This window comes from Pseudomonas sp. NFIX49, from assembly GCF_900115915.1.
GTDB classification, from domain to species: Bacteria; Pseudomonadota; Gammaproteobacteria; order Pseudomonadales; family Pseudomonadaceae; genus Aquipseudomonas; species Aquipseudomonas pharyngis.
Map to the genome: position 1 here is coordinate 188,427 of NZ_FOYE01000008.1, position 25,310 is coordinate 213,736.

Genomic DNA, 25,310 nt, shown 5'->3' on the forward strand with positions numbered 1-25,310 from the left:
GGGCCCGCTCGGGTCCCGTCAGGCCTTGGGTTTGACCCGCTCACGCAGGTACTCGATAACGGCCTGCCGCTCCCCCGCAAACTCGATCCGCCCGCCCTTCTTCTCGCGCTGAAACACATACATCGGGTCGTAATACTCACGCAGCAAACCTTCGATCCACGCGCGATGCAACTCCACCGCCCCGCTGCGGCCCTGCTCCGCCAGCGCCTCTTCCATCAACACCCGCATCCGTCGATGCCGCTCGCCGCCCAAGCGCTTGTGCACGTTGTCGAGGCTTTCCAGCAAGCGCTCGCAAAACCGACCGAAACCTTCCTCCCCATGCACGGCCTGAAACTCGGCAGACAAATCCACCACGTAATCGCGCAGGATCCGCTCGACGCGCTGCTCGAAACGATCTTCGAGCCAGACCATCGGGTACTGCTGCATGCCCTGATACAACGGCAAGGGCAGCGCGCAGCTGCCGACCACCCGGCTCTCATCCTCCAGCACAAATTGATCGATGCCGGCCGCACGCTTTTTCAGCAAGTCGATGGCCAGCCGGTTCTCGAAATCGATGTTCGACGGCTGACCGGTGGCGCGCTTGCCGAAACTCGAGCCCCGGTGATTGGCATGGCCTTCCAGATCCACACTGTTGCGCAGTTGCACCAGCACTTCGGTCTTGCCGGTGCCGGTCATGCCGCCCAGCAGCACGAAATCACACTCGTCCATAGCCGATTCGAGGGTGTCGATCAGAAAACCTCGCAGCGCCTTGTAGCCACCGCCGATACGCGGGTAGTCGATGCCGGCTTCCGACTTCAGCCACTGCTGGACGATTTGCGAACGCAGGCCGCCACGAAAGCAATACAGATAACCCTCGGGATGCGTCCGGGCAAACTCCGCCCAGGCCTGGAGACGCTCGGCCTTCACCGCGCCGGAGACCAGTTGATGGCCCAGTTCGATGGCGGCCTGCTGACCGTGATGTTTGTAGCAAGTGCCGACCCGCTGCCGTTCGATGTCGTTCATCAGCGGCAGATTGACCGCCCCGGGAAACGCGCCCTTGTGAAACTCGACCGGCGCACGGGCGTCCATCAGCGGCCGGTCGTTGAGGAAGATGTCGCGGTAGTCGGTGAAGTCGGCGGCCATCAATTCACCTCGACCGCGTGGCTCTGTCGCGCGATCAATTCACCGACCGGCTCAAGCGCGAGGCCGAGTTCGGCAGCGACGGCGAGAAATTCGGCATTGCCTTCGGGGGTCACGGCCACCAGCAGCCCGCCGCTGGTCTGCGGGTCGCACAGAACCCGTTTGTGCAATTCCTGCACTCGCCCGACGCGGCTCGAATAACTGTCGAAGTTGCGCAAGGTGCCGCCGGGCACGCAGCCCTGTTCGAGGTAGTACTCAATGCTCGAAAGCCGCGGCACCCGGTCATAAAAAACCCGCGCCGTCAGGTGACTGCCGTCGGCCATTTCCACCAGATGCCCGAGCAGGCCAAACCCGGTGACGTCGGTCATGGCGGTGACCCCGGCCAGTTTGCCGAAACGGCTGCCGGGCTTGTTCAGCGTACACATCCAGTCCCGGGCCACGCCGATGTCGTCGGGGCGCAGCTTGCCCTTCTTCTCGGCGGTGGTGAGGATGCCGATGCCCAACGGTTTGGTCAGGTACAGCAGGCAACCGGCGGTGGCGGTGTCGTTGCGTTTCATGAAGCGCTTTTCCACCAGCCCGGTGACAGCCAGACCGAAGATCGGCTCCGGCGCATCGATCGAATGCCCGCCGGCCAGCGGAATCCCCGCCGCATCGCACACAGCACGTCCGCCGCGGATCACGTCCCGCGCGACTTCCGGCGCCAGCACGTTGACCGGCCAGCCGAGGATCGCAATCGCCATCAACGGATCGCCGCCCATGGCGTAGATGTCGCTGATCGCGTTGGTGGCGGCGATCCGGCCGAAGTCGAACGGATCGTCGACGATCGGCATGAAGAAATCCGTGGTCGAGACCACCCCGCGCTCGGCATCGATTTCATACACCGCCGCATCATCGCGCGACGCGTTGCCGACCCACAGTTTCGGATCAAGGTTCTGCGCCCCGCTGCCGGCCAGAATCACCTCCAGCACCTTGGGCGAAATCTTGCAGCCACAACCGGCGCCGTGGCTGTATTGGGTCAGACGGATGGGCTCGGTCATGGGGGCAGTCTCCGGGAGGCAGTGGGGCAAATACTAGCAGAGGGGATGGGAAGCACGTTTCTGCCGCTCAATGCAATCGACCACCCTGCGTCTCTACTGCCCCCGGGACTACCGCTGCACCTCGGCAAAGATCTCGGTGATCGGCCGATGCGGCTGGCGTTTTTGCAGTTGGCGTACTTGCTCACTGAGTCGCAGCAACTCTTCACTCGGCTTGGCCCACTGCTCTTTCGGCAGCGGTTCCGACCATTGGCGCATGGCTTCGGGCAGTGCCTGTTTGCCGACTCTTTCGAGGCGGCGCACTTCCCATTCGACGAGGTGGTTGGGAATCGTCCACAAGGTCATGACGTGGTACAGGTACCAGAAAAACCCGGACATTCGCGTGCGTGAACCTTCACGGATCTGTTGGTGCATGCGTGCGCGGGCGTTGCGGAAGGTGTGCAGGCCTTCGTGGGGTGGGTCGTCGGGGCCTTGCAGGTCTTGAAGGTCTTGAATCGATTTGAGGTCGTTGACCTCGTATTCCATGTAGCCACGAATGGCCTCCCAGTGGCTGATGGCGAGCGGCAGGCTGGCGCATTGGAATTCGAGGCTGGTGAGGGTTTCGCCATGGTAGAAGCCGATGCCCATGCCGTACTGGCGGTGGATGCCGTATTGGGTGGCGCCCTGGGCTTCGATGATCCAAGCGGAGAGGGATTCCCAGGGGACGAAGACCGGTTCGGTGGCGCCCTCGGGCATGAAGCAGACTTCGCGGCGTTGGCGGTTGAAGCGGGTTGGGATGATTGAGGCGCGTTTTTTGTGGTTGTGGTGCCAGACGCCGAGGCCGATGAGGAGCATTAAGCATCCCACAAGCAATGAAACCCCTTTGCCTTCATTGAAAAGTCCTTCTATGGCATGAGAAACATCATCCCAACCCATCCCGAACAAAAAGAACATGAAGCCGCCGATTAGCGGGAAAAGGAACGCCGCCGAGAACGCAACGCTGAATGGTCCCCCCAACGTCATTTGCCACATAAAAACCTGCGGAGATCCCAAGCCGAAGTCCATGAACACGTCATTCAGCTCGCCAATATGTGGTCCGTAAGCCGGCATTGGAGTTGGCAAGGGCAGCGGAGCGAGATAAGTGATTTTTCCGCTCGAAAACGGTTCAATGTCGCCTGCTTTTCGTGGCTGTTCGAGCTGCGGCGTACCTAATGGTTGATCGTGCTTATTCGGCATGGTCGGCCTGCTCCAGATGCTGGGTTTCGACGAGCAGCATGGGTGGGTGGCCTTTGACTAGCTGCGGATCAACCACTGCAAAGTGGTCTTCACCCCGAGGGTCTATATGGAGTACCCGAGTTCGCGACGCCCATTCACCTTTAGCATTCAGGGCCTGAATGCAAACCGCCAGTTCAAGCGTTTCTTTCGCTGAAGTGAACTTAGAATCGGAATTCACTGGGTACTGAAGGCAGAGCACCAATCCCTTCGGGGTGGACTCAACGACTCGCAGGCTACTGACGACCTCATCGCTGATCACATCCTTGCGTTCTCGTAGCATTCCTCGGCTTTGTATCGGTATGGAAATACGGTGGGCGCCAATGCCTAGACGGTGCGTCGATTTACCGCCAAAGGGAGGTAAAAGATCACTCAATGTCAATCTCGGTAGCACCAGATGGATATCGCTGGGCTTGGCTTTGAACAGCAGGTTTTTCAGCCAGGAGTCGTGTGGGTTTGGCCCAAGTTGGGCGTAAGGCGCGTGGATCAGGAATGCCAGATAACTTTGATAGTCATCGAGTGAGTGGTCGCCAAGCATCTCGGCGTCACGACTCCATGGCGTGATTTTTAACCATTTGTCGTGAGCACTGATGTTGTAACGGTTGAACAGCCAAGTACCACTGAACTCCAGAACGGTGAACAGCGCTCCCGCCAGATTGAAGCGGAAAAATACTTTTGAAAGTCGTGTACCCGCAGCGGCCCAGGCTGTTGTTCGTGCGGCACTGTTTGGCGCGGAAATTACGGTATAGCCGGCGTACAAGGTCTGCCCAAGACCATATACATTGGCGGACATCATTCCGCCCGCACCCAATGTGGCCAGCGCGGCCGCACCTTGTGCCGGTTGATTACCACTGCGAATGGCCTGCTGCAGATTTAGATATTGATTTTTAAGACTCATAGCTGAAGACATTAGACCGAAGCCATAGGTGAACATGCCCAACCCAATATGCAACTCGCCCATTTGCACATGGACGTGCTGTAGGGCATGGGGTTGAAGCGCAGCAATAAGCGCAGTGCTACGAGCTTTCATTGCTGTATCAGCAAGACTTTGGGCTGCTGTGAATCCCGCCGCCCCAGTACTTGCCAATGCACCGTAAAGTGGAGCCCACGCCCGCTTGTTTTTGGCCTGCTTAGTCAGTTCTTTGATAACCCCCACCAAATTCACCACCTGCACCAAAACCACCACCAACCCCATCCCTTCCGTCTTCACCAAACTCCCCGCCGACACCGCACCCAATCCCGCCCGGATATTCCCCAATAACCCGCGCAGTTCCTGCTGCTGCGCCGGCGGAAACACCACCGTCACCCCTGCCCTTGCAGGCGTCGCGCCGTACAACCGGGCCGAGCGATCCGGCAGTTCTTCAATCGGGCTTAACGCTGCCGCCAATCGCCCTTCGATCTGCGTCAATTGCGCCCGCACCCGCACGATCTCTTCCTGCAGCTCCACCGCTCTCGCCGTCTTGTGCCCCTGACGATTCTTGTTGTGGGTGATCTGGTTGCGCTCACGGTTGAGGGTCGTGAGGTATTCGCGTTCGCGCAGAACCTCCTTGATCACCGTTTGCAGCGCGGACTGCTCAGCCGGGCTGGCGACGGTCAAGGTCACGCCGCTGGTTTTTGCCGCGTCGAACAGGCGCAGGCGCAGTGCTTTGGGCAGGCGCTGGAACAGTTCATCGAGGTCGGGGATTTTCTCGGCCGAGAGGTCGAAGCCTTCCAGCACGCGGTTCAGGCCCAGGTTCAGTGCCGGGCTGTAAGTGTCCTGCACCGCCGCCGCGACGACGCGGGTGTGTTCGGGCATTTCATCGAGGGCCGGCAGTTGCGGTTGTTCGATCCTTTTCAGCCTGGCCAGCCAGTCCGGCAGGTTGTTGAACGTGGCCATGAGGGCGTTGAGCAGCGTTGAGTATTGCCCGCTCTGCTCCAATTGCAGGCGCAGCGGCAAGGTGTAGAAGACGGTTCGGGTCAGTTCCGGATGTTCCTCCAGATAACCGAGCATTTTTTCGCTGGCTTCGTCGCTGCGGCACAGGTCCTTGAGGCAGGCGTATTCGGCGCTGAGGGCCTGATGGAGTTGCGCCGCCACTTGCGCGTCGTAGTACCAGGCTGAACGATGAAAGCGTCCGCCGACCAGCAGTTGCGTGCGGTCGGCGGTGATGCGTTCGAGCAGGCGGTTCCAGCGACCGAGGTCGTCACGCAGGAGGTTCAGTCGCTCGTCCATCGCCGGGCGGTCGATCAGGTCGTTGATCCCGCGTTTACCGCTGAGTAGCGGGCCGTCGAGCACGTCTTTGATGCGCCGATCCTGATCCTTGCCGAGGCGGATCAGCGTCTCCAGATGCTGTTCGACAAAGTCCTGGGGAGCGACGGCTTCGAAGTACTGGCGCGTGTAAAAACGCCGATCCACCTCAGCCGTAGGGGCCAGACGATTCTGTCCCATGCCGTCATCAAAACCCTGAGCGCGCAGTTTTTGCAGTTCGGGCGGCGCTGGCGCATCGGCCTGGACATCCCCGCCCTTGTTCAAATAATCGAGCAACGCCTTGCGCGTATTCTCGCGATCCGGCTCGGGCAACTGTTCCAGATCGGCAAACAGGGCTTTGGCCTGCGGCTGTTCGCTGGCCTTGGCCAATCCGTCGACATCGGTCTCGCTCAGTTGGCTCAGCGACTCGATATAGCTGGCGAGCAGATAATCGCGCGCGTTGTTGCCGGTGTTGCTCCACTCATCGACCCAGCCGACCACGGTGTCCTGATACTCGGCCAGATCGCGCATCACACCCAGATCGTCGTTGACCAGCAGAAACAGCGTGTCGTCCTGATACGGCCCGCGCACCCGGCCGAGGAATTCGCCGATGTGCGCTGGGCGAAAACGCCGCAGTTGCTCCCACAGATAAGGTTCGCGCTCATGCTCGGGAGCGTCGCTGACCTGCACGGTTGGCATCCGCGTTGCGTCAACCTCCGCGACAGGTTCCGCGCCGGCGGCCACCTCCGCCAACCACTGTCTGGTCTGCTCGACGGTGAGTAAATGCTCGCCACCGGTCAGACAATTCACCGCTGCAAGATCGACCGCCTGCATGAAGTGCTCGCGCTCTTCGCGGCTGTCCAGCACCTGATGGCACTTGCCCGCCGTCCACTGCACCTCGGCAAAGGTCACGTACAACGTACTTTGCCGGGGAAAGATCAGCGCCGGATGCGCTTCAATCGCTGCGCGCTGATCCTCGCTGACCTGTTTGCCCTGGTGCAGCAGGGCCGTGACGATACCGTCGAGCATTCGGTATTCGTACAACTCGCCGCTGAGGCTGTCGATGATGTACAGCCAGCCATCGCGCAGCCGGCGAATGCCCAGCGGGCGCGCGGTCAAGGTGTACGGCAATTTCAATTCGGTGCCCGGATCGAACGCTCTTTCCACCAGGCCGTAGCTCAACGGCAGCAGTTGCACATGGGTTTGTTGCAGCGGGCAAGCCGCGGGCGCAACGATGGGGGCTTTCGAGGCGGCGGCAGCGTCGAGGATGGCGGGATGGGTCATGGGCGTTCCCTTTGACTGGCCCAACGCTGCGCCACATCAACGGCCAGCGTGAGGCGCTCGCCCGGTGATTGCAGAGAAGGCGTGTGGAACAAGTGGTGGATTTGCGGGTGTTGGGCGATATCGCGGCTGTCGAGCAACGCCAGCAGGTTGGCGAAGTTGAACAACTCGGATCGGCTGCTCAGGCCAAGCGCGCTGGCCTGGGCTTCCATTTGCTGCAGCGTTGGCCAGCGCTGGGTCAGGGTTTCTCCGACATGAAATCGGGAAAAGTGCTTCAACAGATGCGCATCCAGATCCAGCAACGCTCGGCGCCGATCCACCTGATCCAGCGCCGCGTTCTGTTCCGGGTTCAGACAATAAGGGACAGGCAGCTCCGGACACTCGGCCTGCCGAGGCCGATGGACGTGCCAGGCATCGTTGACGCAGTCCGCCGTTGCCACACAGGTCAAGGGCCCGAACAAACGCTGACCGCCACTGGCATACAGCGCATGCACCACCCCGGCATCGGCCAGCCGCAACAACGCCGATTGCCCGGCCGGCAATTCGACGCTCAGCAGTTTGCGCAGGTGTTCACCAACGCTGTGCATCGGCGCGCAGCTGAACAACAGCACGCCCCACTCTTGCGCTGCGTGTTGCAGGAAGAACCGTACCAATGGCTCGTCAGCCCGCTCGATGGCCACGAGCAGAAGCGATAGATCGCGCAGTGCCGCGAAGGGTGGCTGGTCATACAGAGCCAATGTGCTGACCGAAGGGTTAATCTGCTTCAACCGCGTTGGCAGATCACTGATCGTCGCCCCATCCAGCAGCAAAAAGGCCTGGTGTCGGGTCCATGGCAAATCGTCGGGCAGACCGGTCGAAAGGCTCACGCGCGGGCAGCCTCGCAGATCAGACAACGCGAAGTGCGCGTAGACAGCAGGGCATGGCGTTGCTGAACCGGATCAAATGCCACTTTCAACAACGGCAACGCCCCCGGCACCAAAGGTTGCGCCGCTATTCCCGGCGCAGGCGCGCCGCCCTGAAGAATCGGCACGCTGCTGCAAATGCCTTCGAGCCCCAGCGTCAACCAATGCCCGCCGGCCTTGATCGTCACATGGGTGCCGCCGTCGATGACCACTTGCTGACCGGCCCCGAGGTGGATTTGCTGACCGGCGCTGAGCCGTTGGCTGGCGACCCGAATGTGGCGGTCGCCCTGCACCCACAGATGATCGTCCTGCTTGATTTCGGTCAGGCGATTGCCGTGGGTCAGATGGTGTTCGTCGCTGTGCAGCTCATGACTGGCAATGCCGCCAACGACCACGGTGCGTTGATTGTCGACCTGGACTCGCTGGTCATTGAGCACGAGCTGGACAAGGTCACGTTGCGCGCGGATGGCGATTTCTTCGGCGCCTTTTTTGTCCTCGATGCGCAGCTCGTTGTAACCGCCACCACCGGGGCTGCTCTGGCTGCGCCAGATACTGCGGGTCTGCTCTGCTGGCAGATCCAGCGGCACTGGCGCCACGGCGTTGGGCAAGCAACCCAGCACGAACGGCTTGTCCGGATCCCCCTCGGTGAACCCGACCAGCACTTCCATGCCGACGCGCGGAATCTGCACGCTGCCGTATTGGTCATGAGCCCAGCCTGTGGCTACGCGCAACCAGCAACTGGATTGTTCATTGAGCTGGCCTTCGCGGTCCCACAGCAGTTGGACTTTCACCCGGCCGTAGGCATCGCAGTAAATCTCTTCGCCGGGCGGCCCGGTCACGACGGCATGTTGGTTGCCGTTGATTCGGGGTTTACGGTGTTCGAGAGCGGGGCGAAAAATGACGTCCCAGGGCGTCGCGACGAAGTGGTTGCGATAGCCCTGAGTGAAGCCGTCTGCGGTAGCGAGGTCAGTCGCCGACTCTTCCAGCACTTGCGGCTGTCGGCCAACGTGATCGACACGGGTCAGCAGCCATAAACCGTTGTAATCGTTGCGTGGGTGCTCGCTCATGTCGACGAAGCTGCCACTGCGCATCAGGCTCTGATCGCTGCGCCCCTGTGCTTGCCGGTAATCGGCGCGATGCCGCTCAAGGGCGCGCTGACTGAGATGTCTACCCCGATCGCGATGAGTGAACTGACCCGGAAAGCGGTAATCCTCAAGCACTGGAAGCCGCGTTTCCTTGGCTTCGGCGTCCAGTTGCACGGTGGGCTTTTCGAAGTGGTAATCACGGCGGCTGACGTGCGTGGTGCGGGTTTCCAGGCGGACGTTGAAGCGGTCTATGACCGCAGTTTCGGCAACCATGCCGCTGCCTTGTGCATAAGCCGTCGGTGCAGCCGGCGTGGGGAAAGCGCTCTGATCATCACCGAATACCAGCAGGTGCCCGTCGCGACTGTGCTGAAAATGAAAGTGCAGTCCCTCCTCCTCACACAAGCGCTGGATGAAGAACAAGTCCGTCTCTTCAAATTGCACGCAATACAGGCGAGGCCGGTAATCGGCGCTGAGCTGGAAACGCCAGGCATCCGGCTGCATGCCATGGTCGCTCAACACGCGAGCGATGATTTGCGGCACGCTCTGATGCTGGAAAATTCGTTGGTTATGACGATGGGCGAGGTAGGCCAGATGGGGCACCAGAACAATCTGGTAGCGGGTCAAGCGTGTGCCCGAATCACCTTGGGCGACTCGATGGATCTGGCCGTGAATGCCAGAGCCGTCCGGGCAGAATGACAAAAAGGCTGGCCGGTGCAGCAGGGCTTCGAGATCAAGGTCGCGGCGTTCGCTGACCAGCTCAAGTTCGACCTGGTAGGTTTGGTTGAGCGCTTCCCGGGCCCGGAATTCGAACACCTGAAGGTCGTGGGAAACCCCCTCTATATCGAGTCTGAATACAACGGGTTTGCTGGCGCCGAACATTCACATTTCCCTGTGCCTTTTTCAGGCTCGGGACTTTGCGTGGGTCTACGGTTCGACGCAGTCAGGACAATCGTTTAATCGTGTAGGACATGTCCGTGATGCCAGAAACAAGCCTGCCGCCTTAGCAAACGCCTACAGCAAAATCCGAGCTTCGGTGAAGGCAACTGCCGCAGCCTGTGAACTGGCAAAAAAAAACCGCCCTTGCGGGCGGCTGAAGTGCTTCGCTCCTGAATCAGAATCCGAGGCTGAAGCTGATGGTCATCGCATGGTCGTTGCTCTCGTTCGACAGCTGCCCCGAGTAACCAATACCGAGTTTGCCGGTCGGGCTGATCTGGAAGTCCACGCCCGCTTCGACCACCGCGCTGTCCTTGGCAATCGGCACGCCCTGGGTGTTGAACGAGGCGCCGCCGTCGATGAAGGTCAGGTCGGCGTCGGGCTTGGTGTCGCCGAAGGCATGCCGCCAGCCGAGCGCCGCGCGCGGGGTGAATTGCCCGCCGTTGGCCAGGGTGATGACCTTGCCGGCGCGCACGCCCAGAGTCGAGAAGGTGATGTCCTGATCGGACTCGGCGCGCAGACGCCCTACTCCGCCCTTCTCCTTGGCCTTGTCGCTGTCGTAGTTGACGTACGCCAGGCCGGCGAACGGTTCCAGGGCAATCCCGGCCGCTTCGATGGCATAGCCGACTTCACCGAACACCTGGGCGCTGCGCGCGTCGTAATTGGCCTTCAATCGGTCGTTGTAGGCACCGACGCTGACGTCGCGTTTGGTCTCGATGTCGTGCCAGCTGTACGCCGCACCGAGGCGCACCGCCAGGGCATCGAATTGCGAGTTGAGGTACGCCGCCAGGTGGTAGCTCTCGACCGTGGCATCCGAGCGACGATCATGGGCGTCCAGATCGCTGCGGGTGTAGCCGGCGGCCATGCCGACGCGCCATTGGTCGTCGAGCTGCTTGTCGGTGCCGAGCATGAAGCCGCTCAGGTTGCGATCCAGCTTCGCACTGTTGCTGTTGCCGTCCGACTCGCCCCAGGCGCCGAGTGCACGGGCCCAACCGACCATTTCGCCGTGGCAGCCGTTGCTGCTCAGTTGGTTGTCGCTCGGGGCCAGGGCGCGGCGTGGATCGTCCGGCGCGCTGCACGACGGCTGGCGCATACGGTCGTTGACCGCGTCCCGCACGTAGCGCGAATCCTCGAGGATCGCGCTGGCGGTGCTGGCATGGATTTCCCCCGACAGGCTGTCGAAGGCGTTACGTGCGCCCGCCACGCTGAGGTTGATGATTTCGGCCTGCAACGCGCTGCCCGCCGCGCCGTTACGCATCAACGCCGAAGCGGTGTTGCGCTGGTTGCGGGTGGCGGCGACGTCGACGAACGAGTTGCCGTTGCGGCTGACCACCAGGTTCACCGCGTTCGGGTCATACACCAGCGCCGTGTCGAGGAACGCATATTGCGGCAGATCGGCGGCGCTGAAGGTGCCGGTCACTCCGCCACCGGCGGTGATCAGCGAGTACACGGTGTTGCCGGTGAACGGTGCCAGGCTGTTGACCTGCAGACCGCCGCTCAAGGTCGCGGTACCACCGACGGCCAGCGGAGTAGCCGTCGGCGAGCTGACGGTCAGGGCCAACACACCGTCAGCGGCGTTGGTCAGGTTGCCGGCGACACTCAAGGTGCCGTCCTCGCCACCGGAAGCCACCACGCCATGGTTGACCACCGAACCGACGCTGCCATTACCGCTCAGGCCCGCGCCATTGGCCACGGTGACCTGCCCGGCGAGGGACGCTCGCGCCGCACGGCTGCCGACTTGCAGCACGCCCTGATCCACCGCCACGGTGCCGCTGAAGGGCTGATCACCGGTCAGCAGCAAGCGCGCGGCACCGCGTTTGGCCAAGGCGCCGACACCGCTGAGGCGACCGTTGAACTGGCCGTTGGCGTTCTGCTGGAACACCAGCAATGCGTTGTTGAGGATGTTGCCCTGCAGGCTGGTGGTATTACCGATCAGCGTACCGCCGCTGACCGTGGTCCCGCCGCTGTAGGTGTTGGCGCCGCTGAGGACCAGGATGCCGGAATCGAGCTTCTCGATGCCGCCACTGCCCACCAGCGGTGCGGAGATTTCCGCACTGCCACCGGCATTCACCCGCACCGGCGCGAGGCTGCCGCCCGGGCCGTTGACCGGGGTCAGCGTACCGCCAACGCCTGGAACCAGGCTGTAACCGCTGGAGAGGAACTGCAACCCGGTGAAGTTCTGGTTGCCTTGCACCGTGACTGTGCCGCTCTGCCCGCCGAACACGGCGAACTGACCGTTCGACGCCAACGCCTGGGTACCGCTCGGATCGGTCCAGTTGGTGCCCGGCCCCCACACGCCGCTGCCGCCACCGATGCTGCCGTCCGGATTGGTGGTGCCGCCGTTCCAGAACTGCACTTCACCCGGTGTGTTCTGCACCAGCAGGTTGACCTGATTGGCCAGCGCGGTCTGCAGGGTCAGGTTGGCCGCCGACACCGGCAGGCTGCCGTAGACCAGACCGTTGTCGGTCAGGCTGCCGCCGTAGCTGAACAGTTGATAGACCCCGGTGCCGAAGCCGCCGGCATTGCTGATGTTCAGCGTGCCGTCGAGGGTCAGGTTGCCGGCGACGTTGACCACGGTTGTGGAACTGGCGGCCGAGCCGAGGGTGAAGTCCAGGTTGGTGCCCGAAGACAACGCCAGCGAACCGACCGACAACGGCGTTGCAGTGCCGCCGCCGGTCAGCGTCGCACCGTTGGCCAATTGCACGGCGCCGGCGAACACGCCGCTGCCGCCGATTTTCGCCCCGCTCGCAACGTTGACGTTGGCACTGTTGAGCACACCGTTGACGTTCAGCGCACCGGCCTGCACCGCGGTGTTGCCGGTGAAGGTGTTGTTGCCGGTCAGCAGCAAGGCGCCAGTGCCGGTTTTGTTGAGTGTGCCGGCGCCCGTCAGGTTGCCGGTGTAGCTGCCGTCGCTGTTCTGCTCGAAGGTCAGCGTCGCGTTGTTGGCGATGGCGCCTTGCAGGCTGCTGGTGTCGCCACGGGTGCTGCCGCCGTTCAGCGTCGTGCCGCCGTTGTAAGTGTTGGCGCCGCTAAGGACGAGGTCGCCACTGCCGTTTTTCACCAGGCTGCCGCTGCCGGTGATCGCACCGATCAGGGTGGTGTTCTGGTTGCCGGCCAGGGTCAGTTCCGCACCCAGGTTGATGGCGTTGGCCAGTTGCAGCGCAGAGGTGCTGTCGAGGGTGCCATTGCCCAGCACGCTGAGGGCGCCGCTGCTGATCGCGCTGTTGTTGCCCAGGATCAGCGAACCGCCGGACAGCTGAGTACCACCGCTGTAAGTGTTGCTGCCGTTGAGAGTCAGACTTGAGGCGCCGGTCTTGATCAGACTGCCGTTGCCGCTGACCACACCGCCGAGGGTCAACGCGTTGGAGCCGGCGACGGTGAGTCCGCCATTGAGCACCACGGCGTTGGCCAGGCTGACCGCCGTATTGCTGTCCAGCGCCGTGCCATTGGCGGCGGTCAACACGCCGGTGCCGAGGGCCGCGTTGTTGCCGACCACAATCTTGCCGCCATTGAGCGCGGTGCCACCGGTGTAGCCGTTGGCGGCGTTGAGCACCAGGGTGCCGGTGTCGTATTTGCCCAGTGTGCCGGCGCCATTGAGCGCCACGCCCACGGTCGCGGTGACGTTCGGATCGACCCGCACAGTCGCATTGCCCAGCGAACCGTTGACCAGATTCAGCGACCCGGCCGTGCCGTTCTGCAGGCTGTAGCCATCGGTGACGAATTGCATGCCAGTGATGGTTTGCGCGCCGTTGACGGTGACAGTGCCCGCCGTGCCTTGGAACACCGCGAAGTTGTTGGTCCAGGCCTGATTGGTGGTGCCGTTGACGTCGGTCCAGTTGGTGGTGCCGGTGCCCCAGGTGCCACTGCCGCCATCCACCGCTCCGTTGGCGACCAGTTGGTTGCCGTCCCAGAACTGCACGGTGACGCCGGGTGCGGTGACCAAAAGGTTGATCTGGTTGGCCAGTGCGGTTTGCAGGGTCAGGTCGCCCGGGGTGACGCTGCCCGGCACGGTGCCGATCAGCATGCCGTTGTCGGTCAGGCCGCCGGTGTAGTTGATCAACCGGTACACGCCGCTGCCGAAACCGCCGATGTCGCTGACGTTGAGCGTGCCGTCCAGGGTCAGGTTGCCGCCGACGTTGACCAGCGCGTTGCCGCCACCGGAGACCGGTGTGCCGAGGCCGACGTCGAAGTTGGAGTTGGCGTTGAACACCAGCGAATTCACCGACAGGGTGCTGCCGGTGGCGCCGGCCAGATGACCGCCATCCGCCACGGTCACGGCCCCGCCGAGCGAGCCGCCGCCGGTCAGGGTGCCGCCGCTGTTGACCAGCACACTGGCGCTGTCCAGCGAGCCGCTGACATTCAAGGTGCCGGCGTTGACCGTGGTGTTGCCGGTCAGGCTGTTGAGGCCGGTCAGGGTCAGCGTGCCGGTGCCGAGTTTGCTCAACTCGCCGGTGCCGGTGAGCACACCGCCGAAAATGCTGCTGGCGTTGTTGCCGCCGATGCTCAGCGTGTTGCCGCCGCCGATCAGTGCAGTGCCGCTGCCGGTCAGGCTGGCGAGGCTGCCGGAGCCGCCAAGGTTGAGGGTCGCCGCAGCGCCGAGATTAACCCCGGCGTTGCTGCCCAGTGCCGAGTTGCCCAGGGTGGTCAGGCTGCCGGATTGCACGTCGAAGGTGCCGCTGAAGGTGTTGTTACCGGACAGCGTCAGGTCGGCCAGACCGTTCTTGGTCAGGGTGCCCGCCCCGGCGATCACGCCGCCGAGCGTCAGGTTGTTGTTGCCGGCCACGCTCAGGTTGGCATTGACGTTGAGGTTGTTGGCCAGCACCAGCGGCGCCGTGGTGTCGAGGGTCGACGCGCCTGCCACGGTCACCGCGCCGGAACCCAGGCCCGACGCGGTGCCGAGGGTCACGGTGCCGGCGTTCAGGGTGGTGCCGCCGCTGTAGGTGTTGATGCCGTTGAGGGTCAGGTTGGAGGCGCCGTTCTTGATCAAACCGCCAGTGCCGCTGACCACGCCGCTGAGGGCCACGTCGCTGTTGCCGGTGTTGGTCAGGTTGGCGTTGAGCACCACGTTGTTGCCCAGCGACACCGAGGTGTTGCTGTCCAGCGCCGAAACACCGGCCACCGTCAGGTTGCCCAGACCGAGGGCGCCGTTGCTGCCGGCGGTCAGGGTGCCGGCGTTGAGGGTGACGCCGCCGAGGAAGTTGTTGGCCCCGCTCAGGATCAGGTTGGCCGCGCCGTTCTTGGTCAGGCTGCCGGCGCCGTTGATCGCACCGCTGAGTGTCAGATCGTTGCTGCCGACGATGCCGAGGTTGCCCGCCAGGTTGATCGCGTTACCCGCCGTGACAGCACTGCCGGCATCCAGAGTAGTGCCGTTCGCCGCGTTCAGAGTGGCCGAACCCAGCGCGCTGTTCGACGCCAGAACCAGTCCGCCCGCGTTCAATGCCACCGGGCCGAGGAAGGCGTTGTTGCCGCCAAGGGTCAGGTTGGCCGAGCCGTTCTTGATCAGCCCGCCGGTGCCGTTGATCACACCGTTGAGGGTCAGCGCATTGCTGCCAACGATCGTGAGGTTACCGTTGAGCGTGGCCGCATTGGCCAGGGTCACGGCGGTGTTGCTGTCCAGTTGCGTGCCGGCATTGGCGATCAACGCACCGCTGCCCAGCGCGGTGTTGCTGCCGACCACGATTTTGCCGCCATCGAGTTGCGTGCCGCCGGTGTAGCTGTTGGCGCCATTGAGCACCAGGGTGCCGCTGTCGAGTTTATTGAGAATGCCGCTGCCGTTGATGTTCACGCCGACTGTGGCGGTCACGCCCGGATCAACGCGCATCGCCGTGGTGCCGCCGGCACCGTTGACGGCGGTCAGCAGTCCCGAGGTGCCGTTGACCACGTTGTAGCCATCGGTGAGGAACTGCATGCCGGTGAACAGTTGCGTGCCGTTGACCGATACCGTGCCGGCCGTGCCCTGGAAGACCGCGAAGTCGCCGGCCCAGGTCTGATTGACCAGACCATTGGCGTCGGTCCAGTTGGTGCCGGCGCCGTTCCAGGTACCGCTGCCGCCATCGACAGTGCCGTTGGCGATGGTCTGGCTGCCGTCCCAGTAACGAATGTCCGAATTCGGCGCCGAGACCTGAATGTTGATCTGATTGGCGACCCCGATCTGCACCACCAGATCGCCCAGCCCATAACCGACCGGCACACTGGCAACGTCCAGGCCCAGATTGGTCAGGGCACCGGTGTAGTTGAACAGACGATACACACCGACGCCGAAACCACCGGCATCGGTGACGTTGAGATTACCGTCGAGGGTGAGGTTGCCGCCGACGTTCATCAGCGACGTGGTCGAAGGTGCCCCCAGCGCCGCATCGACATTGCTGCCGGCCGCGAGCGTCAACGATCCGGCCGAAAGTGTATTACCCGACGACAGGGCCAGGTGACCGCCGCTGTTGATGGTCATCGCGCCGAGTGCCGAACCGTTACCGGTGAGGGTGCCGCCGGTATTGACGTTGACCTGGGCACTGGCCAGCGAACCGCTGAGGTTCAGGGTGCCGCCGTTGACGGCGGTGTTGCCGACGATGCCGTTGATCCCGGTCAGGTTCAGGGTGCCGGTGCCAACCTTGGTCAGACCGCCGTTGCCGCTGAGGTCACCGTCGAAGGTGCTGGTGCTGCTCACCCCGCCCACGGTGAGGGTATTGCCGCCACCGATCTGCACGCTGCCGCTGCCGCTCAGGCCGTCGAGGCTGGCGTTGCTGCCGAGGTTGAGGCTGGCGCCGGCGCTGATGTTGGCGCCGGAGGTGTTGCCCAGCGCCCCGCTGCTCAGGGTGGTGACGCTGCCGGCGGCAATGTTCAGCGCGCCGGTGAAGGTGTTGGTGCCGCTGAGGGCCAGGTCGTCCAGACCGGTTTTGGTCAGGCTGCCGGCGCCGTCGATCACGCCGCTGAGGGTCAGGCCGTTGTTGCCGGCCACCGTCAACCCGGCATCGAGGGTGATGTTGTTGCCGAGGGTGAAAGCGCTGCTGTTGTCCAGCGTCGCGGCGCCACCGACGGTGAGCGTGCCGCTGCCCAATGCGCCGGGCGCGCCGAGGGTCAGGGTGCCGGCGTTGAGGGTGGTGCCGCCGCTGAAGGTGTTGGTGCCGTTGACGGTCAGGTTGGCCGCCCCGTCCTTCACCAGTTGGCCGGTGCCGCTGAGCACGCCGCCGAGGGTCAGGTTCTGCGTGCCGCCGACGCTCAATGCCGCATTCAGCACGACCGCGTTGGCCAGGCTGACCAGCGGCGAACTGCTGTCGAGGGTTGCCGCACCGCCCACCGTCAAGGCGCCGGTGCCGAGCGCCGAGCTGTTGCCAACGGTCAGGGTGCCAGCATTCAGTGTGGTGCCGCCGGCGTAGGTGTTGGTGCCATTGAGATTCAGATTGGCCCCGCCGTTTTTCACCAGGCTGCCGGCGCCAGCGACGGTTCCGGTGAGGGTCAGATCGGCGCTGCCACCGATGTTCATCGCACCGGCCAGGTTGACCTGATTGCCCAGAGTGACGGCGGTGTTGGTGTCCAGCGTGGTGCCGGCCGCTGCGTTCAGTGCACCGCTGCCCAGCGCGGTGTTGCTGCCGACGATCAGTTTGCCGACGTTCAGCGCGGTGTTGCCGAAGTAGGTGTTGGCGCCGTTGAGGACCAGGTCGGCCGGGCCGCTCTTGATCAGGCCACCGACACCTGAGACCACGCCCGCGAGGGTCAGCGCGTTACTGCCGCCAATGGTCACGTTGCCGCCAAGGTTGACGTTGTTGGCCAGGCTCGCCGCCGTGCTGGCATCCAGCGTGGTGCCGTTGGCGGCGTTGAGTACGCCAGTGCCGAGGGCAGTGTTGGAGCCGACGACCAGGGTCCCGGCGTTCAGCGACGTAGCGCCGGTGTAGGTGTTGTTGCCGGTCAGGGTCAGGGTCGAAGCACCGGTCTTGATCAGGTTGCTGCCGCCGCTGATCACACCGCCCAGAGTCAGCGGGTTGGCGCCGCCGGTGGTGAGGTTGGCGTTCAGCGCGATGGCGTTGTTCAGCGTCACGTTGGCGCTGCTGTTGAGCGTGCCGCCCGCCCCGCCCACGGACAGCGTGCCGGTGCCGAGCGCCGCGCCGTTGCCGACGGTCAGGCTGCCGGCGTTGAGCGCGGTGCCGCCGGTGAAGGTGTTGGCGCCGTTGAGGGTCAGGTTGGCCGTGCCGTTCTTGATCAATTGACTGGCGCCGCTGATCACCCCGCCAAGGGTCAGTGCATTGCTGCCGCCGATCCCCAGATTGTTGTTGAGAATGACGTTGTTGTTCAGCGTCACCGCGGTATTGCTGTCGAGAGTCGCCGCGCCGCCGACAGTGATATTGCCACTGCCGAGCGCAGCGTTGGCGCCCGCCGTAATGGTGCCTGCGTTCAACGCAATAGCACCGAGGAACGTATTGGTGCCGTTGAGAATCAGGTTCGCCGCGCCGTTCTTGGTCAGCCCGCCGCTGCCGCTGACCACGCCGCCGAGGGTCAGGTTGGCGCTGCCGCCAATGTTCAGGTTGCCGCCGAGGGCGACGGCGTTGCTCAGTGCCACAGTGGTGCTGGCATCGAGGGTGGTGCCCGCCGCCGTGGTCAGCGCGCCGGTGCCCAGCGCGGTGTTGGAGCCGACGATCAGCGTCCCGGCATTCAGTGCCGTGCCGCCGGAGAAGGTGTTGTTGCCGCTGAGGGTCAGGTTTGCGGTGCCGTTCTTGATCAGATTGCCGGCGCCGCTGATGACCCCGCTCAAGCCCAGCGCCTGAGTACCGCCGATGGTCAGATCCGCCGCCAGCGCCACCGCGTTGGCCAGGGTCACGGCGGTGGTCGCATCCAGCGTAGTGCCGGCCGCTGCGTTCAACGCGCCCGTGCCGAGGGCGGTGTTGCTGCCGACGAGCAAGCTGCCGCCATTGAGCGCGGTGGTGCCGCTGTTGGTGTTGTTGCCGGTCAGGGTCAGGCTGGCGCTGCCGCTTTTGGTGATCGCGCCGGTGCCGGAGACGATGCCGGCCAGGGTCAGGGCATTGCTGCCGAGCACGTTTAACGCACCGGTGATGCCGACGTTATTGGCCAGGGTCACGTTGCCGGTGCTGTCGAGGCTGGTGCCGTTGCTGGTGTTGAGGACACCGGTGCCCAGCGCGTTGTTGTCGCCGACGCGCAAGGTGCCGGCGCTGAGGCTGGTGTTCCCGGTGTAGGTGTTGATGCCGTTGAGGGTCAGGCTGCCGCTGCCGGTCTTGGTCAGGTTGCTGGTACCGCTGATCACCCCGCCCAGGGTCAGCGCTCCGGTGCCGGTTGCGGTCAGGGTGCTGTTGAGCGTGATCGCGTTGGCCAGCGAAATCGGCGTCGTTGCCGAGATGCTCGAAGCGCCGTCAACGGTGATGCCGCCGGTGCTGAACGCCTGGTTGTTGCCCACCAGCACCACCCCGCCGTTGAGCACGGTGTTGCCGGTGTAGGTATTGATGCCGTTGAGGTTGAGCTGACCGCTGCCGATCTTGGTCAGGCCGCCAGTACCGGAAATCACGCCGTTGAGGGTCGTGCCGTTGATGCCCTGCAGGGTCAGGCCACCGGCGCCCAGACTGATCTGGTTGGCCAGCGACAAACCGGCATTGCTGGCCTGAAGAATCCCGCCGTTGGACGTCAGCACACCGCTGCCGAACGCGGCGTTGTCGTTGAACTGCGCGACACCGCCATTGAGGGTGGTCGCCCCGCTGACCAACGGCCCCTGCAAGGTCCAGGTGCCGCTGTTGAGGGTCAGGTTGTTGAAGTTGACGTAGGTCGCGCTGGACGCGGTGCCGGTCCCGGTGACGCCACCACCGACGCCGATCGGGTTTTGCAGGATCAGCGTGTTGGTGCCCCCCGCGCCGCCATCGATGGTGCCGGTCGGGGCGAAGGTCAGGTTGATGCCGACCAGGCCACCGAGGCCGACGGACACTTGCACACCGTCACCGACGTTAACGCTGGACCCGGTGATCGCGTAGAAGGTGTTGGTGCTGCCCGCCCCCATCGACACACCGCCGGTGATGTTACCGGCGTTGGTGAAGGTGTTGCCTGCTGCCGACGTCTCGAAAGCAATCCGGCCGTTGATCGTGCCGCTGGCACTGTTGGTCATGTTGACTTGCGAACCGCCATACACCCCGACCACCGGGGTATCGGCCAGGGTGATGCCGCCGACCGACAGCCCGGTGGACGTAATGGTGCCGTTGTTGGTGATGGTGGTGGTACCCGCCGCCGCGTTGTTCACGCCGATAGCCAGGCCGTCAATGCTGGTCAGGTTGAGGCCGAGCAACATCCCCGTGCCACGCATGATCCCGCTGGCATTGTTGACCACGCTGACCGTGCTGGTCGCGCCGGTGCCGATGAATGCACCGCCACTGAGGATCGACACCAGGCCCAGCAAGGCCGGGTCGACGGTGCCGGAGTTGTTCAGGGTGATATTGGCCCCGGTCAGGTTGATGACCTTGCCGCCCAGCGTCGCATTCATCTGCGCGCCCGAGTTGACGTTGACCGTCAGGCCGCTGGTCGCACTGCTGTAGTCATTGAGAAACAGCGGCAGGCTCGGAACGCCCGAACAGGTAATCGTGGAGCCCGCCGCCGAGCAGGTGGCGAACGCCTGCTCGCTGACACCACCGAACAGCAGTCCGGCGACACTCAGATGCACAGCAAGGGACAGTGGGGAAAAACGCGAAACGAGGGCGACACCAAACCTTGCTTCCACGGGCTACTCCTTTCGTGGCCGATTTCGTCCTTGAAGGCGTGTAACAGCGGCAAGATCCAACACGCGTATCAAGCGTATGACGGTCATCAGATAAACCGTCCCATTCCAGACACACGCTAGTTGATGCCCTGCGATGGAGCACCGGTTAAATAGTGTTAATACTTTTGTGCGATAAGGCCCTGCGTCGATACTTCCGGCCGTTCTGAGCAAGGGCTTGAGGACGATTGCAGGCGCTTTGAGGGGGCGTTGATCGAGTCGCCAGGTTAACCCGCGAATCAATCGATTTTTCAGCGGCTTGGGAAACTGGTACGGCTTGTGCAAACGTTTGCGAGTCGCTGTTGACCGCATTTTCGTTACAAAACCGTACAGGCCCGTGATTCCGGGCCTTGATCCGCAAAAAGGACTTTGAATGCACGCTTCCTCCTGCCACCGCCTTCGCGGTGCGCGCACTTTTGCTGTTTCCCTGCTACTGGCCGGCGTTACCGGAGTTCTCAGCCACACCGCGCTGGCGCAACCGGTCTTGCCCGATGAATCCGCCCAGGGTGAAGCCCTCAGCCCCGAAGCCAGCCCGCCAAAAAAAGGTGCGTACCTGTCGGACTGGTACAACCAGGACCTGATGCTGATCGGCAGCAAGGACATCAGCTTCGGCCCGCAACCGGCCGATGACATCTACCTGGAATACGAGTACTTCGGGCGCAAGGGCCCGTTCGAGCTGTACGGCTACATCGACATTCCGAAGATCTTCAACATCGGCAACAGCCACGACAAAGGCGTGTGGGATCACGGCTCGCCGGTGTTCATGGAGCACGAGCCGCGCATCTCCATCGACTACCTCGCCGGGCGCAGCCTGGCCATCGGGCCGTTCAAGGAATGGTACGTGGCGTTCGACTGGATCTACGATCACGGCAGCCGCAAAGAGAACCGCGCCAACACGCTGTACAGCGGTTTCGGCACCGACATCGACACCCATTCGCGGGTCAATCTGTCGGCCAACCTGTACGGGCGCTACCAGTGGGAAAACTACGGCGCCAGCAACGAATATTCGTGGGACGGCTACCGCGCGCAGCTCAAGTACATCGTGCCGATCGACACATTCAGCAACGGTGCCTCGCTGACCTACATCGGCTTCACCAACTTCGATTTCGGCTCGGACCTGCACAAGGACAATCCGGCGCGCACCGCCAATGCCACGGTGGCGACCAACGTGTTGCTGTACTCGTTCACCCACTTGCGCTTCACCCTGGTCGGCCGTTATTTCCACAACGGCGGCAACTGGGAGGATGGCAGCGAGCTGAATTTTGGCGACGGCAACTTCCGGGCGCGTTCCAATGGCTGGGGTTACTACGCCGGCGTCGGTTATCAGTTCTGATCCCGCCCCTTTCAAGGCTGAACATACTGGCGAGACTGCTCGCGTTGACGCCTACAGAACAATACAGCGCATCAGGTATACAAACCCGCCGCCCCGTTCGATCGGGACGGCGGGTTTTGTCGTTTCGGGCACAAATCAACGCAGTGTTGAAGAGTGTTGAAGATTATGTCCGCAAAGCCACGCGACCTTGCGCCTTTGCCTACGCATCCGCCAGAATCCGCCGGCTTGTGCGCCTTGGGGGCGGGTTCTATTGTTTGGCGGTCGCTGAAAAACAGCGATCGGGTTTAGCGACTCGAATCATAAATAGGTGCATCAGCGCTCCATGCTTTGTCGCAGGCTCAACGTCTGCAACTCCGCTATGGTGGCTGTATGCGGGAGACCCTCGGGTCTGCCGGGTGCCTATAACCGGTTCGCTAACCTGCGTACAGCCGCCACCTTCCTGTTTAGCGACAGCTCCGGGCGGCTCCACTCTTATAGGAGCTTCACCATGATCAAACCCACACCCAATCCACCCGAAACCGACCCCACCTCGCCCTACGAAACCCTCGACTCCAAGAAATTCCACGAAGCCGCCGAACGCGCCCTCGATCACTATCTCAATCCACTGCTCCCCCGAAAACCCCTGCTCAAACACAACACCCGCTACCTCATCGCCCCCGGCATCGACAACGAAGAACTGCTGGCCGACGCCTGCGAAACTCTGACCTCGGCCAAGGTGATGGCCAATGACTTCGCCGGGCTGGTGGATGGCCCGCAGCGGCATGTGCTGTTGGGGATTGCGCAACTGATCATGCTGGGTGAGCTGGCGGTGAATCGGGTGCTGGATAATCTGGAAGTGAAGACTGAGGCGTCCGCTGCAGCCTGATCGATTGATCGACTGATCGTTCCCACGCTCTGCGTGGGAATGCAGCCCGGGACGCTCCGCGTCCCAAAGAGCGGACGCAGAGCGTCCATTGAGGCATTCCCACGCAGAGCGTGGGAACGATCTAATGCATTGGTGTCGCTCAGGGAATCAGGATGACCTTGTCACCGCTGCCCTGATTCACATCGGCATACCGCGCCAGCCCGTCGGCCAGCGGCGCTTCGACCAGCCCTTGCGGCAGTGGCAGCAGGTCTTCGTCGAAGAACCGGCCGAACTGTTCCAGCATCGCCGCGCAGGCTTCAACGCCATACAGCAACGAGTTGATGCCGACCACCGAACCGCCCTTGCGATACAGCGCCAGCGCCGGCAGTTGCACATGCCCATCGACTGGCGCGGCGATGATCGCGATCCGCCCGAAGGTCGCCAATGCCGACACCGAGGCCGGCAGCCAGAAACCGGTGGTGTCGAAGATCACGTCGGCACCGCCGCGATACACCGCGTTGACTTGCGCGCCCAGATCCTCGGGTTTATCCAGCTGAATCGTCTGATAACCCTGCGCCTGCAAATCCTTGACCTGCTCCGGCCGCCGCACCGCCGCCAGCAACTGCGCGCCGCGCACTTTGGCCAGCGCCAGCGCCGCCGTCGCCACCGCCCCGCCGCCGATCACCAGCAAACGGGTTTCGGCACTGACCAGGCTGCGCTCCAACGCATCCCACGCCGTGGTGTAAGGCACCCCAAGGCTGGCGGCCTGGGTGAAACTCAAATGCGAAGGCTTATGGGCCACGCCATTGGCCGGCAATTTGACGAACTGCGCGTGAGAGCCATCGGCGAAAAAGCCCAGCTCACGCCCGGTGCCCCAGACCTCCTGGCCGATCAACGCCTGCGGCCCTTCGACCACCACACCGGCAAAATCCCGACCGGGAATACGCGGCAGCGTGGTGTACGGGAAACGCCCGAGCACGTTCTTCACGTCGCTGGGATTGAGGCCCGCGGCCTTGATCTGCACCAGCACCTCGTCAGTGCCCGGCACCGGCGTCGGCACCTCGACGAAGCGCAGGGACGACAGGTCGCCGGTTTTATCGAATTGCAATGCTTTCATGGAAATCTCCACCGAAGGGACAAGACAGAATTCAGGACAGCCAGCCACTGACCAGTTGCCGGCCCATCGGCCACAACTGTTCGCCCGCGAGCATGCCCAACAGGCCCACCAGCGCGATGGCCGGCGGCGCCGGAGAACGGACATCCAGCGCGCCATAAAGCAGGCCGACACCCAGACCGACGGCCAGTGAAATCAGGTAATTCATGGGATCACTCCGCCACAAAAAGGAATGGGCAAAGTCTAGGGAAAGGCGGCGACCGGCATCGGCCAAGGACTTCTGAATTTCTGCCAAATCAGTCGGCGAGCGGCCCGCCATCGAATTGCGAAGGGGCGACACCCAGCTCCCGGCGGAACATGTCGCTGAAACTGCTCGGCGAATAACCCAGCTCACGGGCAATCGCGCTGACCGGCACGCCCTGGATCAACTCCGCCACCGCCGTCGCCAACTGCACCTGCCGCCGCCACTCGGCAAAGCCCATGCCCAACCCTTCCTTGAACAACCGCGCCAGGGTGCGCACGCTGGCCCCGGCGTTTTCGGCATGTTGTTCAAAAGGAATGTCCAGCGACGGCGCGGCCATCACCGCCTGACACAGACTCATCAGCCGCCGGTCGGCATCGTCCGGCAACGGGATCTTCAGCTGTGAACGCCTTGCGCGTTTCAGCTCCAGCAGCGCCAGCCCGACCAGTGCCTCGTAGTACTCGGCATCGCCGCTGTCGCCCTGCGCCACCAGTCCGACGATCAACTCGCGTAGCAAACCACCGACCTCAATCACCTGCACGGTCTCATCCAGCGTCGCCGCCAGCGCCGGGCGCAGGTAGATATTGCGCATCTGCAAATCCGACACCACCCGAATCCCGTGCGGCACCCCCGGCGGCAACCACACCGCCCGCTGCGGCGGCACCACCAGCGCCTCGTGGGGCGTCTCGACCCACATTACGCCGCTCATCGCGTACAGCAACTGCCCCCAGACATGCTCATGCGGCTCGATGAACAAACCACGCGGATACGTGCGCGCCAGCGGTTGCACCGGCACATCGGTATCACTCAGATCAGGGGGCGCAGCGAGGGCCATGGCGAACATTCATCGGGGTTGGCGAAGCGCCATGGTAACCAGTCCGACCGGGACCTCGCCATTGATAGATACCGTCGGACAATCCGAATGAATTTTCCCGCAGCCCAGCGATCCTTCTATTACCACAGGGAGGAAGATGGGCTTTATGAACAACGCAAAACTGTACGTCATCGATTACACCCTTCACGGCGCACCAAAGTCGTTCATTATCCGCTCGGACAAAATGGACAACACCGAGGCGTGGCACTGGGCAAGCTGCGACGCAGGGGTCGGCCGCATCCCGCGTTTCGGCCGGGAGAAAGTGCAAAAGACCAGCAAGCCGATGGCAGAAAAATTCGGCGTGGAAAACGTCACATGGCGACCGGCAAGCTAAGCT

13 protein-coding genes are annotated in these 25,310 nt (G+C 63.1%); 3 read left to right on the plus strand and 10 right to left on the minus strand.

Translation table 11 applies throughout. From position 1 onward, the window contains the following. Positions 1-18 precede the first annotated feature (18 nt). The 7 genes from mnmH to BMZ46_RS23040 form a co-directional block, all read right to left on the minus strand. A complete protein-coding gene (gene mnmH / locus BMZ46_RS23010; protein WP_074689125.1) occupies positions 19-1,122 on the minus strand; it encodes a tRNA 2-selenouridine(34) synthase MnmH in 1,104 nt (367 codons plus the stop codon). Next, positions 1,122-2,156, minus strand: coding sequence for a selenide, water dikinase SelD (gene selD / locus BMZ46_RS23015; RefSeq protein WP_039770236.1), 1,035 nt, complete (start codon positions 2,154-2,156; stop codon positions 1,122-1,124). The genes mnmH and selD overlap by 1 nt, the downstream gene beginning before the upstream one ends. Positions 2,157-2,264: 108 nt before the next feature. Next, positions 2,265-3,368, minus strand: a complete 1,104-nt coding sequence (locus BMZ46_RS23020; RefSeq protein ID WP_074689127.1) for a DNA-binding protein — start codon at positions 3,366-3,368, stop codon at positions 2,265-2,267. Then, positions 3,358-6,912, minus strand: coding sequence for a toxin VasX (locus BMZ46_RS23025; RefSeq protein WP_074689129.1), 3,555 nt, complete (start codon positions 6,910-6,912; stop codon positions 3,358-3,360). The genes BMZ46_RS23020 and BMZ46_RS23025 overlap by 11 nt, the downstream gene beginning before the upstream one ends. Continuing rightward, complete coding sequence (locus BMZ46_RS23030; protein ID WP_074689131.1) at positions 6,909-7,775, minus strand: DUF4123 domain-containing protein; 867 nt, start codon at positions 7,773-7,775, stop codon at positions 6,909-6,911. Before BMZ46_RS23030 ends, BMZ46_RS23025 begins: the two co-directional genes overlap by 4 nt. Beyond that, on the minus strand, positions 7,772-9,775 hold the full coding sequence (locus BMZ46_RS23035; RefSeq protein WP_074689133.1) for a type VI secretion system Vgr family protein: 2,004 nt from the start codon (positions 9,773-9,775) through the stop codon (positions 7,772-7,774). The genes BMZ46_RS23030 and BMZ46_RS23035 overlap by 4 nt, the downstream gene beginning before the upstream one ends. A 232-nt stretch (positions 9,776-10,007) precedes the next feature. Further along, the gene (locus tag BMZ46_RS23040; protein ID WP_074689135.1) at positions 10,008-20,531 is read right to left on the minus strand and encodes an autotransporter-associated beta strand repeat-containing protein; all 10,524 of its coding nucleotides are present in this window, start codon (positions 20,529-20,531) and stop codon (positions 10,008-10,010) included. Between the two features lie 409 nt (positions 20,532-20,940). On the opposite strand from BMZ46_RS23040, the gene BMZ46_RS23045 reads away from it, so the two are divergent. Together BMZ46_RS23045 and BMZ46_RS23050 are read left to right on the plus strand one after the other, a co-directional pair. After that, the gene (locus BMZ46_RS23045) at positions 20,941-21,900 is read left to right on the plus strand and encodes a nucleoside-specific channel-forming protein Tsx (protein ID WP_074689137.1); all 960 of its coding nucleotides are present in this window, start codon (positions 20,941-20,943) and stop codon (positions 21,898-21,900) included. Positions 21,901-22,387: 487 nt separating this feature from the next. Then, a complete protein-coding gene (locus BMZ46_RS23050; protein WP_039770242.1) occupies positions 22,388-22,765 on the plus strand; it encodes a DUF6124 family protein in 378 nt (125 codons plus the stop codon). A 139-nt stretch (positions 22,766-22,904) separates the two neighbouring features. Here the strand turns inward: BMZ46_RS23050 and BMZ46_RS23055 are convergent, their stop codons facing one another. The 3 genes from BMZ46_RS23055 to BMZ46_RS23065 form a co-directional block, all read right to left on the minus strand. Further along, positions 22,905-23,861 (minus strand): quinone oxidoreductase family protein, encoded by a 957-nt coding sequence (locus BMZ46_RS23055; protein ID WP_074689139.1) that lies wholly within the window; start codon positions 23,859-23,861, stop codon positions 22,905-22,907. 31 nt (positions 23,862-23,892) lie between these two features. Continuing rightward, positions 23,893-24,066 (minus strand): DUF1427 family protein, encoded by a 174-nt coding sequence (locus BMZ46_RS23060; protein WP_074689141.1) that lies wholly within the window; start codon positions 24,064-24,066, stop codon positions 23,893-23,895. A gap of 88 nt (positions 24,067-24,154) precedes the next feature. Continuing rightward, complete coding sequence (locus BMZ46_RS23065; protein WP_064380894.1) at positions 24,155-24,943, minus strand: AraC family transcriptional regulator; 789 nt, start codon at positions 24,941-24,943, stop codon at positions 24,155-24,157. Positions 24,944-25,079: 136 nt separating this feature from the next. Here BMZ46_RS23065 and BMZ46_RS23070 point away from each other — a divergent pair, with 136 nt between their 5' ends. Then, positions 25,080-25,307, plus strand: coding sequence for a DUF6555 family protein (locus BMZ46_RS23070; protein ID WP_011335095.1), 228 nt, complete (start codon positions 25,080-25,082; stop codon positions 25,305-25,307). The last annotated feature ends 3 nt before the right edge of the window (positions 25,308-25,310 follow it).